Source organism: Aquibium carbonis, from assembly GCF_003970795.1.
GTDB lineage: Bacteria > Pseudomonadota > Alphaproteobacteria > Rhizobiales > Rhizobiaceae > Aquibium > Aquibium carbonis.
On the sequence record NZ_RWKW01000051.1, the window covers coordinates 19379 to 32058 of the forward strand.

At 67.2% G+C, this 12680-nt stretch carries 11 protein-coding genes; 8 read left to right on the forward strand and 3 right to left on the reverse strand.

The annotated features are described in order from the left end of the window. The first annotated feature begins 11 nt into the window (after nucleotides 1–11). The 6 genes from EJC49_RS14155 (at nucleotide 12) to EJC49_RS14180 (ending at nucleotide 5484) form a co-directional block, all read left to right on the forward strand. Nucleotides 12–422, forward strand: coding sequence for a RidA family protein (locus EJC49_RS14155; RefSeq protein WP_126700590.1), 411 nt, complete (start codon nucleotides 12–14; stop codon nucleotides 420–422). A gap of 242 nt (nucleotides 423–664) precedes the next feature. Next, nucleotides 665–1567 (forward strand): DMT family transporter, encoded by a 903-nt coding sequence (locus tag EJC49_RS14160; RefSeq protein ID WP_126700591.1) that lies wholly within the window; start codon nucleotides 665–667, stop codon nucleotides 1565–1567. 129 nt (nucleotides 1568–1696) lie between these two features. Then, entirely contained in the window at nucleotides 1697–2479 is a 783-nt protein-coding gene (locus tag EJC49_RS14165; RefSeq protein ID WP_126700592.1) for an ABC transporter ATP-binding protein, read from the forward strand. Further along, nucleotides 2479–3198, forward strand: a complete 720-nt coding sequence (locus EJC49_RS14170) for an ABC transporter ATP-binding protein (protein ID WP_126700593.1) — start codon at nucleotides 2479–2481, stop codon at nucleotides 3196–3198. The genes EJC49_RS14165 and EJC49_RS14170 overlap by 1 nt, the downstream gene beginning before the upstream one ends. Continuing rightward, nucleotides 3191–4222 (forward strand): branched-chain amino acid ABC transporter permease, encoded by a 1032-nt coding sequence (locus EJC49_RS14175; protein ID WP_245453400.1) that lies wholly within the window; start codon nucleotides 3191–3193, stop codon nucleotides 4220–4222. Before EJC49_RS14170 ends, EJC49_RS14175 begins: the two co-directional genes overlap by 8 nt. Beyond that, nucleotides 4219–5484: a branched-chain amino acid ABC transporter permease gene (locus EJC49_RS14180; protein WP_245453401.1), complete on the forward strand. Its 1266-nt coding sequence runs from the start codon at nucleotides 4219–4221 to the stop codon at nucleotides 5482–5484. The genes EJC49_RS14175 and EJC49_RS14180 overlap by 4 nt, the downstream gene beginning before the upstream one ends. 27 nt (nucleotides 5485–5511) lie before the next feature. Here the strand turns inward: EJC49_RS14180 and EJC49_RS14185 are convergent, their stop codons facing one another. Together EJC49_RS14185 and EJC49_RS14190 are read right to left on the reverse strand one after the other, a co-directional pair. Further along, nucleotides 5512–5880 (reverse strand): iron chaperone, encoded by a 369-nt coding sequence (locus tag EJC49_RS14185; RefSeq protein ID WP_126700594.1) that lies wholly within the window; start codon nucleotides 5878–5880, stop codon nucleotides 5512–5514. Nucleotides 5881–6037: 157 nt separating this feature from the next. Further along, nucleotides 6038–7249: an ABC transporter substrate-binding protein gene (locus EJC49_RS14190; protein WP_126700595.1), complete on the reverse strand. Its 1212-nt coding sequence runs from the start codon at nucleotides 7247–7249 to the stop codon at nucleotides 6038–6040. A gap of 272 nt (nucleotides 7250–7521) precedes the next feature. On the opposite strand from EJC49_RS14190, the gene aztC reads away from it, so the two are divergent. Then, nucleotides 7522–8553 (forward strand): zinc ABC transporter substrate-binding protein AztC, encoded by a 1032-nt coding sequence (gene aztC / locus EJC49_RS14195; protein ID WP_425358819.1) that lies wholly within the window; start codon nucleotides 7522–7524, stop codon nucleotides 8551–8553. 86 nt (nucleotides 8554–8639) lie between these two features. Here aztC and EJC49_RS14200 read toward each other — a convergent pair whose 3' ends face one another. Then, nucleotides 8640–9101: an Lrp/AsnC family transcriptional regulator gene (locus tag EJC49_RS14200; protein ID WP_245453403.1), complete on the reverse strand. Its 462-nt coding sequence runs from the start codon at nucleotides 9099–9101 to the stop codon at nucleotides 8640–8642. A gap of 145 nt (nucleotides 9102–9246) precedes the next feature. On the opposite strand from EJC49_RS14200, the gene EJC49_RS14205 reads away from it, so the two are divergent. Continuing rightward, nucleotides 9247–12672: an indolepyruvate ferredoxin oxidoreductase family protein gene (locus tag EJC49_RS14205; protein ID WP_126700597.1), complete on the forward strand. Its 3426-nt coding sequence runs from the start codon at nucleotides 9247–9249 to the stop codon at nucleotides 12670–12672. Nucleotides 12673–12680: the final 8 nt, after the last annotated feature.

Below are 12680 nucleotides of genomic sequence, written 5' to 3' on the forward strand. Positions count from 1 at the left end.
AGGAACCTTGAATGGCGAACACGCCCGAAAACCGGGAACTGCACCCGTCGACCTGGAAAGCCGCCAAGGGCTATGCCAACGGCATGCTGGCGGAGGGACGCACGATCTGGGTCGGGGGGCAGATCGGCTGGAACGGCGACCAGGTCTTCGAGACCGACGATTTCGTCGGACAGGTGCGCCAGGCGCTGGACAACATCGCCGCCGTGCTGGCCGAGGCGGGCGCGGAACCGCGCCACGTCGTGCGGCTGACCTGGTACATCACCGACAAGGCCGAATACCTCGCCCGCCTGCCGGAGATCGGCCAGGCCTACCGCGCCGTGATGGGCAAGCACTTTCCGGCGATGACCATGGTGCAGGTGGTGGCGCTGATCGAGGATCGCGCCAAGGTGGAGATCGAAGCGACGGCGGTGCTGCCGGGCTGAAAAGCGGCGTTGTCGCAATCGACGCGCCCCGGCATCCTTGCAAATTTAAAGCCAGCCTTTAAATTTGCAAGGATAGAGACACGGACGCCGCTGCCGGGGACGAGCAGAAGGACATGTTCGTATCGGCGGCTCCGTCGCAGTGTCCGGTGGATCGAGACAACGAAGTCCCGCCTCGTTCTGGCCCAACATCCGTTCACATGCACAGGCTTGCGGCACCGTGCGGGCTTTGCCACACACGCGCGATGAACAGTCAAGCCTCGATCCCCAAGGCCGCGCTCTGGATGGGCGGCTGGCTCGTCCTGATGCTGACCATGACGGTTGCGGGACGCGAAGCCACCCGCAACCTCGACCTGTTCCAGATCATGGTCATGCGCTCGGTGATCGGGCTTGTCATGCTGATGCCCCTGGTCATGCTGGCCGGCGGCTTTCGTTCCGTGCGCACGACGGCGATCGGGCAGCATGTCGGCCGCAACGTCGTGCATTATGGCGGCCAGTATCTGTGGCTCTACGCCCTGACGCTGATCCCGATCGCGCAGCTGATCTCGATCGAGTTCACGATGCCGATCTGGACGGCGATCCTGGCCGCGCTGTTCCTTGGCGAACGCATCGGCTGGCGCAAGGCCGTCTCCATCGCGCTGGGGCTGGCCGGCGTCGCGATCATCGTGCGGCCGGGCGCCGACACGATCAATGTCGGCCAAGTGCTGGCGCTGGCCTCGGCGGTGGCTTTCGCGATCTCGGTGATCATGGTCAAGGCGCTGACGCGGCGCGACAGCGTCACCGCCATCATCTTCTGGATGCTGGTCATCCAGACCGTGCTCGGGCTGGTTCCGGCGCTGCTGGTCTGGACGACGCCGACGGCCGTCGACTGGCCGTGGATCCTGCTGGTGTCGTTCTGCGGCACCTTCTCGCACTACTGCATGGCGCGCGCGATGGTGCATGCCGAAGCGACCATCGTCGTGCCGATGGACTTCCTGCGCGTGCCGCTCGCCGCCGTCCTCGGCTACCTCGTCTATGCCGAGGCGATCGACATGTTCACGGCGCTCGGCGGGGCGCTGATCCTGTTTGGCAACCTGTTGAACCTGCGGCGCGGCGGCACGGCGCGAATTCCCCCAAAGGAAAGCCACGCAGATGGGGAAAAGCCCTGAAAGGGGCGCCCCAGGCCGGCTTTTCCTTGTCAACGCCGTCCGGGCCGGTCTATCACCGGGCGACATCCGGGATGGCGAGAAATGGCGCGGGAAGCGCCCCGCCCGACCGAAGGGGAGCACGGCGGGAGCATGCCGACCATCATTGACGTCCAGGACGTGTCGAAGCGCTTCGGCAACGTGCTTGCGGTCGACCATTGCTCGCTGTCGGTCGAGAAGGGCTCGATCACAGGATTGATCGGTCCCAACGGCGCCGGCAAGACGACGCTCTTCAACATGGTGGCGGGTGCGTTTCCCCCCTCTTCCGGCCGCATCCTGCTCGACGGCGAGGACGTGACCGGGCTGAAGGCGCATGAACTGTTCGGGCGCGGCCTGCTGCGCACGTTCCAGATCGCGCAGGACTTTTCCAACATGACGGCGATCGAGAACCTGATGATGGTTCCGGCCGGCCAGGCGGGCGAGAACCTTTTCTCCGCCTGCTTTCGCCGCGGCGCGGTGTTGCGGGAGGAGGCGGAGGTGCGCCGCCGCGCCGAGGAGGTCATCGACGTCATCCGGCTCGAGCACGTGAAGAACGAGCGGGCGGGCAATCTCTCCGGCGGGCAAAAGAAGCTGCTCGAACTGGGCCGCGTGATGATGACGAAACCGCGCGTCGTGCTGCTCGACGAGATCGCGGCCGGCGTCAACCGCACGCTTCTCAACGACCTCGCCGCGGTGGTGCAGCGTCTCAACCGCGAGGAAGGCCTCACCTTCTTCGTCATCGAGCACGACATGGACCTGATCGCCCGGCTGTGCGACCCGGTGATCGTGATGGCAGCCGGCAGCGTGATGATGCAGGGGCCGATGTCGCAGATCCGCAACGATCCCGAGGTGATCGAGGCCTATTTCGGCGGTTCGCCGGCCGTGGAGGCGCATTGATGCCGCTGCTGGAGATGACGAACATCCATGGCGGCTACGGCGGCGCCAACATCCTCAACGGCGTGTCGATCGCCATCGAGGCCAACCAGATCGGCGTCATCGTCGGCCCCAACGGCGCCGGCAAGTCGACGACGCTGAAGGCGCTCTTCGGGCTGCTGACGGTCAGCGAAGGCAGCATCGTCTTCGACGGCAAGACGGTCACCAACATGGCGCCGGAAAAGCTGGTGCTGCAAGGCCTGTCCTACGTGCCGCAGGAGTTCAACGTCTTCCCGACCATGTCGGTGGAGGAAAACCTGGAGATGGGCGCCTATGTGCGCCGCGATTCCTTCCGCCACCTGATCGACCAGGTCTACGACTACTTTCCGCCGCTGAAGGACAAGCGCCGGCAGCCGGCCGGCGAACTGTCGGGCGGCCAGCGCCAGATGGTGGCGATCGGCCGCGCGCTGATGACGGAGCCGCGCCTGCTTCTCCTCGACGAGCCGACGGCTGGGCTTTCGCCGCGCTACATGGGCGAGATCTTCGACCGCATCATCGCGGTGAACAAGGCCGGCGTCGGCATCCTGATGGTCGAGCAGAATGCCCGCCAGGCGCTGGCGCTGGCGCATCGCGGCTTCGTGCTGGCCGGCGGCCAGAACCGCTTCACCGGGACAGGAGCCGAGCTGCTCGCCGATCCCGAGGTGGCGAAGAGCTTTCTGGGCGGAGGAGCCGACCATGCCTGAAGCCGGCCTGCTTGCCATCCTGCCGATGAACGAACTCGTGTTCTTCCTCAACAAGGTGGTCATCGCCGGGCTGATCATCGGTTCGGTCTATGCGCTCGGCGCCGTCGGCGTGACGCTGATCTTCGGCATCCTGCGCTTCGCCCATTTCCCGCATGGCGACATGATGACGGCCGGCGCCTTCGTGGCGCTCGTCCTCTTGTGGATGTTCCCGGGCGTGGGCGCGGCCGTCGGCCTGCCGACCGCCTTCGTGCTGATGCCGATCGCCATGGCGGTGACGGCCCTCCTTGCCGTCGGGCTCGACCGGATGTTCTACCGGCCGATGCGCAAGTCAGGCGTGAAGCCGGTCGTCATGGTGATGACCTCGATCGGCGTCATGCTGATGATGCAGGGGCTGCTGCGCCTGTTTGCCGGCACCGGCACGCGCCAGCTCTACGCCGACACCGACGACAAGGACATCTACCGCATCCCGCTCGGCGGACGCGACCTCGTCATCACCGAGCCGCAACTCATGCTCTTCGCCACGACGATCGTCGCCGTCGTGGCGCTGCACATGTTCCTCACCCGCTCGCGCATGGGCAAGGCGATGCGGGCCGTCTCCGACAATCCCGACCTCGCGCGGGTCTCGGGCATCTCGATCGACCATGTCGTGCGCACCACCTGGCTGATCGCAGGCGCGCTGGCCGCGGCCGGCGGAACGCTGCTGGCGCTCGACGTGACGCTGAAGCCCGACCTCTCCTACAACATCATCCTGCCGATCTTCGCGGCCGCCATCGTCGGCGGCGTCGGCCAACCCTACGGCGCGATCGCCGGCGGGCTGCTCGTCGGCTTCAGCGAGACGCTGGCCGTGTTCAACTGGTCGGTGCTGCTGCGCCCGATGAGGCCCTACCTGCCCGAATTCATCGAGATCCCGGCCAAGCTCGCCTTCGTGCCGACGGAGTACAAGATCGTCGTTCCCTTCTTCATCCTGATCGCGGTGCTGATCTGGCGCCCGACCGGCCTCTTCAAGGGGAGGGTCAACAATTGAACCCGTCGCTGCGCGAAGCCGGCCTTTTTGCCGGGCTCATCCTCCTCGTCGCCGGCATCTTCGCCTGGCTCGGCGCCGCCTATGGCGTGCGCATGCTGGTGGAAGCGTCCTGCTATGCCATCATCGCGCTCGGCCTCACCATCCAGTGGGGCTATGCCGGGCTGTTCAACGTCGGCCTGATGGGCTTCGTGGCGATCGCAGCCTTCACCACGGTTCTCATTTCCTACCCGGTGAACGACGTCTTCTGGAGCGGCGACGGGCCGTGGATGCTGGGCCAGGCCGCGCTGACGCTCGCGATCGGCGTGGCCATCACCCTCCTCCTGTCGCGCTCGACGCGCATCGGCGTCCCGAAGGGCCTGCGGACGGCGCTGACGCTGGTGGCCGCCGCGATCACCTATCTCGCCGTGCAGGGCCAGCTCGACCCGGCCGCCACGCTGATCGAGCGCGAGGCGGGCTTCATCGGCGGCTTCGGCCTGCCGGTCTGGATGGGCTGGGCGGCGGGCGGCGTCGTTGCCGGGCTGCTCGGCTGGGCCATGGGGCGCATCACGCTCGGGCTCAGGGCCGACTACATGGCCATCGCCACGCTCGGCATCGCCGAGATCGTCAAGGCCTTCCTCAAGAACGCCGACTGGCTGACGCGCGGCACGCTGACCGTCTCGCCCCTGCCCTGGCCGGTGCCGACGCCGCAGGAGCTGGGCTTCGTCGCCTCGCGCTCGGCCTACCTGGCCGTGACGGCGGTGATGATCGTCGTGCTCTACGTGCTCCTGGAACGCGCCTGGCACTCGCCCTGGGGCCGCATGATGCGCGCCATCCGCGACAACGAGGTCTCGGCGGCCGCGATGGGCAAGGACATCAACCGGCGGCGGCTGGAGATGTTCGTCGTCGGCAATTTCATCATCGGCCTCGGCGGCGCCGCGCTCATCACCTTCACGACGATCTTCGATCCCTCGTCCTTCGCGCCGCTCAACCACACCTTCCTGATCTGGGTGATGGTCATCCTCGGCGGCGCCGGCAACAATCTGGGCGCGATCTTCGGCGCCCTGCTGGTCTACGTCATCTGGATCATGTCGGAGCCGGTGGCGATCTTCCTGTTCACCAATGCCGAGCAACTGGGCGAGCGCCTGTTCGGATGGGAGGCGCCCGCCGATCTCTACACCCGCGCGTTGCAGATGCGGGTCTTCGTGATCGGGCTGACCATCACGCTGGTGCTGCGCTTCGCGCCGAAGGGCCTGCTGCCGGAGAAGGTGGTCAAGTACGACTGACGAGACCGACGCGGGATACGGTCGGGCTCAGGCCGGGTCGCGCTCCTGGCGCAGGCGGGCGACCTGCGCAGTGACGATCAGTTCGATGACGTCGTAGGGAACCTCCGTCTCCAGCGGGAAGCGGACGGTGTCCTTCCAGTCGCGCCACGGCGCGATCTTCTCCTCGTAATCGGGCGAACCGCGATAGACCGGATAGAGGCCGACATGCCTCTTCCACGCGGCATAGTAGACGATGCTGGCGCCGTCGAGCAGCGCGGTCGGCATGCCGTAGCGGATCGCCTCCTGCGCGCCCGGCGCAACGCTTGCGATCAGTTCCCTGATCCGGACCATGATGGTGCGCGGGAGTTCCGGAAGCGCTTCAAGGTAGGTGTCTACGGATTCGAACGTCTCTGCCATGGCCTGCCCCGATCACGGTTGGCGGATCATAAGCAGGACTCCACCGGCGCGTCCATCGGCAGATTGCAACCGGGGGATGACGCATCGGCATGAAAAGGCCGGAGCATCGGCAAGGATGCTCCGGCCCCGATCGATCGGCGATCGGCCTGGCGGCGGGCTACTTGACCTCGCCGACTTCCTTGAAGCCCGAGCCCTCGACGACCATCTCGATGATGACGCCGGGCACGTCGCCGGCCTCGTCGAACTCGAGCGCGCCGGAGGCGCCTTCGTAGTTGATGTCCGCACCTTCGGCGATCAGCTTCTTCGCTTTTTCCCACTCGCCCGGATAGATCGGCTCGCCGGGCGCGCTGGCGACCTCGCGCAGGGCCGCGCTGAGGCCGGCACGATCGGCCGAACCGTTCTTCTGGATCGCAAGCGCCAGAAGGAAGGCGGCGTCGTAGGACTGCGGGCCGAAGGAGGCGTTGGGATCGATGCCGCCGGCCTGGGCGAGATCGGCGTAGAGCGCCGTTCCGGGCGTCTCGGAGCGTCCGATCTTGGTGCCGATGAAGCCGTCGAGCTTGCCCTCGCCGATGGCGGTGACGAGGCTGTCGCCGACCATGCCGTCGCCGCCCGCGAAGTTGGCGAAGTCGCCGCTTTCCAGCGCCTGGCGGACGATGGTCTGGCCGGACCCGTCGACATAGGCGAGCACCACCAGCATGTCGGCGCCCGACGATGCGAGCGAGCCGATCTCGGCGCGATAGTCGGCCTTGCCGTCCTCATGCGCCTCGTTTGCCGCAACCGTGCCGCCCAGCGCCTCGAAGGACGACTTCAGCGCGTCGGCATAGCCCTTGCCGTAATCGTTGTTGACGTAGGTGACCGCGATGGTGTCGTGGCCCTTCGCCTTGAGGATCTTGGCCAGCACCTCGCCCGAATAGGCGTCGGACGGCGTGGTGCGGAACAGGAGGTCGTTGTCGTCGACCGACGTGACGGCCGGCGAGGTGGCCGAGGGCGACACGATGACGACGCCGCCGGGGATGGCGGCGCTGTTGGCGGCCGCGATCGTCTCGCCCGAGCAGAGCGGACCGACCAGCGCGGTCACCTTCTCGGCGTTGACCATCCGGTCGGCGGCGTTCGAGGCGGCCGTGGCGTCGATGCAGGTGGAGTCGGCCGACACGATCGACAGTTGACCGCCGAGGATGCCGCCCTGGGCATTGACGTGGTCGACGGCCAGCTTCGCCGCGTCGAAGATCGGCGGCACGAGGCTTTCGATCGGACCAGTGAAGCCGCCGAGGAAGCCGAGCTTGACGTCCTCGGCCTGAGCCGCGCCGGCCGCAACGAGCGCCGTCGTCGCGACGGTGGCCGCGATCAGGCTGCGAAACGCGTTACGCATGAAATGTCTCTCCCATCATGTCCGTGATTGTCTGTCCGGTTGCCGGACTGCCGTTCCCGCGCGCCGGACCTGCGGCGAAAACCGTGGCGCGATATTGGGTTGGCGCTTGTCGTTTGTAAAGCGCCACACACCGCAAGCCGATCGCCATCGAGGGCGGGCCGAAGGCGCAAGGACACCGCTTCGCACTTGACGTATGTAATAACATTACGTTAGTTCAGGCGGTTCGGTCCAAGCCCTGCCGTCGTGGCTGGACCCCGTCGAACAAGGAGCACATCATGCGTTCATTCGCGCTTGCCCTCGCGGGCTCGGTTTTTCTCGCCCCGGCCATGCTGTCCGCCGCCGCGGCGGAACCGCTGAAAGTGGTCGCCAGCTTTTCCATCATCGGCGATTTCGCCCAGAACGTCGGCGGCGACCGGATCGAGCTGATCACGCTGGTCGGCCCCAATGGCGACGCGCATGTCTACGAGCCGCGGCCGGCCGATGCGGCGGCGGTGTCGAGGGCCGACGTGGTGCTGGTCAACGGGCTGCATTTCGAAGGTTTTCTGACGCGCCTGACCGAAGCGAGCGGCAAGGACGTGCCGGTGGTGGAGCTGACGCGCGGCGTGACGCCGATTTCCATGTCCGGGGACGCCCATCACGAGGACGAAGCCAAGGCCGACGACGACCACGACCATGGCCACGATCATGCCGAAGACGACCACGGTCACGACCATGGCAAGGAGGCATCGCACGACCATGACCATGCGTCCGGGCATGGGCATCATCACCATGGCGACCTCGATCCGCACGCCTTCCAGTCGGTGCCGAACGCGAAGATCTACGTGCGCAACATCGCCGACGCCTTCTGCGAACTCGATTCCGAGGGATGCGAAAGCTACCGGCAGAACGCCGCCGCCTACACGGCCGAACTGGACGCGCTCGATGCGGAGCTGCGGGCGACGGTCGCGTCGATCCCCGACGACAAGCGCACGCTGATCAGCTCGCACGACGCCTTCGGCTACCTTGCCGCCACCTATGGCCTGACCTTCCTCGCGCCCGAAGGCATCTCCACCGAATCCGAGGCGTCTGCCACGGACGTGGCGGCGCTGATCCGCCAGATCCGCGAAGACAAGGCATCGGCCGTCTTCGTCGAGAACATCACCAACACGCGGCTCATCGAGCAGATCGCCAGCGAGACCAACCTGACGATCGGCGGGACGCTCTACTCCGACGCGCTGTCGGACCCCGACGGGCCGGCCGGCACCTATATCGAGCTCATGCGCCACAACATCGAGACCATCGCAGCGGCCATTTCCGGCAGCTGATCCCTTTCCGCAGCCTTGGGGGCGGCTCGCCTGCGCGGCCGCCCCGCTTTTCTTGACGGTCGCGCTGTGCGTCCGGATAAGCCCCGTCAGAGCGCGATCGCCGTTTCCTGCTTGATCTCCTTGAGCACGAGATTGGTGCGCACGTTGGCGATGCCCGGCAGGCGGAAGAGAAAGCGCTCCAGGAACTCGTTGTAGGCGGCGAGATCCGTGCACACCACGCGCAAATGATAGTCCGCCTCGCCGGTGGTGGCGTGGCAGTCGAGCACCTCCGGGCGGCGGCGAACCTCCGAAATGAATGTCTCGACATGGCGTTCGTCGTGGCGCGACAAGGTCACGTGGACGATGGCGTGGAACGTCATGCCGACCGCCGGCGGATCCACGATCGCGCAATAGCGGCGGATGATCCCCGCATCCTCCAGCGCCCGGACCCGGCGCCAGCAGGCGGATGCCGACATGCCGGCGCGCTGGGCCAGGTCCTGGTTGGACAGGCGGCTGTCGGCCTGCAGCGCATTCAGGATGCGACGATCCTGCTCTTCCAGCTTTTCCACCCAGATGTCTCCCTGTGGTAAATCCTGCCGCCTTGCAGCCTTCCAGCGGACTATGTCTCCCGATTGCGGTCGATCCTGCGCCATTCTGGTGAAACATTCCACCGCTTGGCGGGTAGAATGTCGCGCTTACCCAATGGGAGGTCCCATGACGGCACACGACCCCATCCGCGATCTGTCCCGCTACCGCCTGCAGGACCGCTACACGCAGCCGGCCGGGCGCGTGTTCATGACCGGCACGCAGGCGCTGGTGCGCATCGTGCTCGACCAGGCGCGGCGCGACCGGGCGGCGGGCCTGAACACCGCCGGCTTCGTGTCGGGCTATCGCGGATCGCCGCTCGGCGGCCTCGATCTCGAACTCTGGCGCTCGAAGAAACTGATCGCGGACAGCCGCATCGAGTTCCTGCCGGCCGTCAACGAGGATCTGGCGGCCACCGCGGTGCTCGGATCGCAGCAGGTCGAGACCAACCCCGACCGCACCGTCGAGGGCGTCTTCGCGCTCTGGTACGGCAAGGGGCCGGGCGTCGACCGGGCCGGCGACGCGCTGAAGCACGGCAATGCCTATGGCTCCTCGCCGCATGGCGGCGTGCTGGTGGTGGCCGGCGACGACCATGGCTGCGTTTCCTCCTCCATGCCGCACCAGTCCGACGTCGCCTTCATGGCCTGGTTCATGCCGACGCTGAACCCGGCGAGCGTTGCCGAATATCTCGCCTTCGGCGAATGGGGCTACGCGCTGTCGCGCTTTTCGGGCATGTGGGTCGGCTTCAAGGCGATTTCGGAGACGGTGGAATCGGCCGCCTCCGTCGCGCTATCGCCCGACCGCGCCTTCGTCGCTCCGGATTTCACGCCGCCGGCCGGCGGGCTGCACTACCGGTGGCCCGACCTGCCCGGCCCGCAGATCGAGGAACGCATGGAGGCCAAGAAGCAGGCCGTCCACGCCTTCGCCGAGGCCAATCCGATCGATCGCCACATTTACGACGTGAAGGGCGCCCGCTTCGGCATCGTCACCACCGGCAAGGGCCATCTCGACCTGATGGAGGCGTTGCGCCTGCTCGGCATCGGCGAGGCGGAATGCCGCGAACTCGGCATCGACATCTACAAGGTCGGCATGGTGTGGCCGCTGGCGCGCCGCGACGCGCTCGACTTCGTGCGCGGCAAGGAGGAGGTGCTGGTCGTCGAGGAAAAGCGCGGCATCATCGAAAGCCAGTTCAAGGAGTATTTCTACGACTGGCCGGGCCACAAGCCGCGCGCCATGGTGGGCAAGCGCGACGAAGCCGGCGAGCGGCTGGTGCCGTGGACGGGCGAACTGTCGCCGCGCCTGCTCGTTCCGATCGTGGCGAAGCGGCTCGAAGGGCTGTTCCCGGGCCGGGGATTTGCCGAACGCGCCGCCGTCATCACCGGCGAAACCGCGCCCGCGATCTCGGTGCCCGGCGCGACGCGCACGCCCTATTTCTGCTCCGGCTGTCCGCACAACACCTCCACGAAGGTGCCGGAAGGCTCGAAGGCGCTGGCCGGCATCGGCTGCCACTTCATGGCAAGCTGGATGGACCGCGAGACCAGTTCGCTGATCCAGATGGGCGGCGAGGGCGTGAACTGGGCCGCGTCCTCGCGCTTTACCGGTAAGGGCCACGTCTTCCAGAACCTCGGCGAAGGCACCTGGTATCATTCCGGCTCGATGGCGATCCGCCAGGCGGTCGCGGCCGGGGCCAACATCACCTACAAGATCCTCTACAACGACGCGGTGGCCATGACCGGCGGCCAGCCGGTGGACGGCCCGGTCTCGGTGCAGGCGATCGCGCAGTCGGTCCGGGCCGAGGGCGTGGAACGCATCGCGCTGGTCTCGGACGCGCCGGACAAGTTCCAGCCGGGCGACTTTCCGTCGGGCACGACCATCCACCATCGCCGCGACCTCGACGCCGTGCAGCGCGAGCTGCGGGACATCGAAGGCGTCACCGCGCTGATCTACGAACAGACCTGCGCCACCGAGAAGCGGCGGCGACGCAAGCGCGGCACCATGGAGGACCCGAAGACCTTCGCGGTGATCAACGAACTGGTCTGCGAGGGCTGCGGCGACTGCTCGGTGGAATCGAACTGCCTGTCGGTGGAGCCGGTCGAGACCGAATTCGGCCGCAAGCGGCGCATCAACCAGTCGTCCTGCAACAAGGACATGTCGTGCCTCAACGGCTTCTGCCCGAGCTTCGTGACGGTGGAAGGGGCGACGCGTCGGAAGACGACCGGCGTCGAGATCGACCTCGCGGCATTGTCGGCCGACCTGCCCTCGCCCGACCTGCCGGCGCTCGAGCAGCCCTACGACCTTTTGATCACCGGCGTCGGCGGCACCGGCGTCGTGACGGTCGGGCAACTGGTCACCATGGCCGCGCATCTGGAGGCGAAGGGCGCCACGGTGCTCGACTTCACCGGCTTCGCGCAGAAATTCGGGCCGGTGCTCTCCTTCGTGCGGCTGGCGCGCACGCCGCAGGCCATCAACCAGGTCCGTGTCGACGCCTGCTCGGCCGACGCGCTGATCGGCTGCGACATCGTCGTGTCGTCCTCGCCGAAGGCGTCGGCGACCTACCGGCCGGGCATGAAGGCGGCGGTGAACCTGGCGAAGATGCCGACCGGCGACATCGTGCGTCGCCGCGACGCCGACCTCGCCATCGACCAGCGGCTGTCGGCGATCGCAAGCATCGTCGGACGCGACGCGCTTGCCGCGATCGACGCCAACCACCTGTCGGAAAGGCTCTTCGGCGACAGCGTCTTCGCCAATGTGCTGATGCTCGGCTTCGCCTGGCAGCAGAGGCTGGTGCCGGTTTCGCTGGACGCTTTGCGGCAGGCGATCGAGCTCAACGGCGTCGCCGTCGAGGCCAATCACCGCGCCTTCCTGATCGGCCGGATCGCGCAGGCCATGCCGGAACGGCTGGAGGGATTGCTGGCGCCGAAGACGCCCGCGAAGGAAACGCTCGACCAGACGATCGCGCGGCGCGAGGCGTTTCTCGTCGACTACCAGGACGCCCGCTACGCGGCGCGCTATCGCCGGACGGTCGACCGCGTGCGAAGGCTCGAGCGCGAAATCGGCGGCGAGCGGCTGACCACCGCGGTGGCGAGGTCGCTGTTCAAGCTGATGGCCTACAAGGACGAGTACGAGGTGGCGCGGCTGCACACGCAGACGGGCTTCGCCGACCGGCTGAAGCAGGACTTCGAGGGCGATTTCCGGATCGTGCATCACCTGGCGCCGCCCATGCTTGCCGCGGGCCACGACGCGCGCGGGCGGCCGCTGAAGCGCGCCTTCGGACCCTGGATCCGGGTGCCACTCAACGCGCTCGCGCGGCTGAAGCGGCTGCGCGGGACGGTGCTCGATCCCTTCGGCTACACGGCCGAGCGGCGCATGGAGCGGGGCCTGGTGGCCTGGTACGAAGCCAAGGTCGACGCGGCCGTGGGCCGCCTGACCCGCGACAACCAGGCAAGCCTTGCCGAGGCGCTGGCGCTGCCGATGCAGATCCGCGGCTACGGGCCGGTCAAGGAGGAAGCGGCGGCGCGGATCAAGGCGCAGATGGAGCGCCTGCTTCCTGGCTGAGGGCCGGT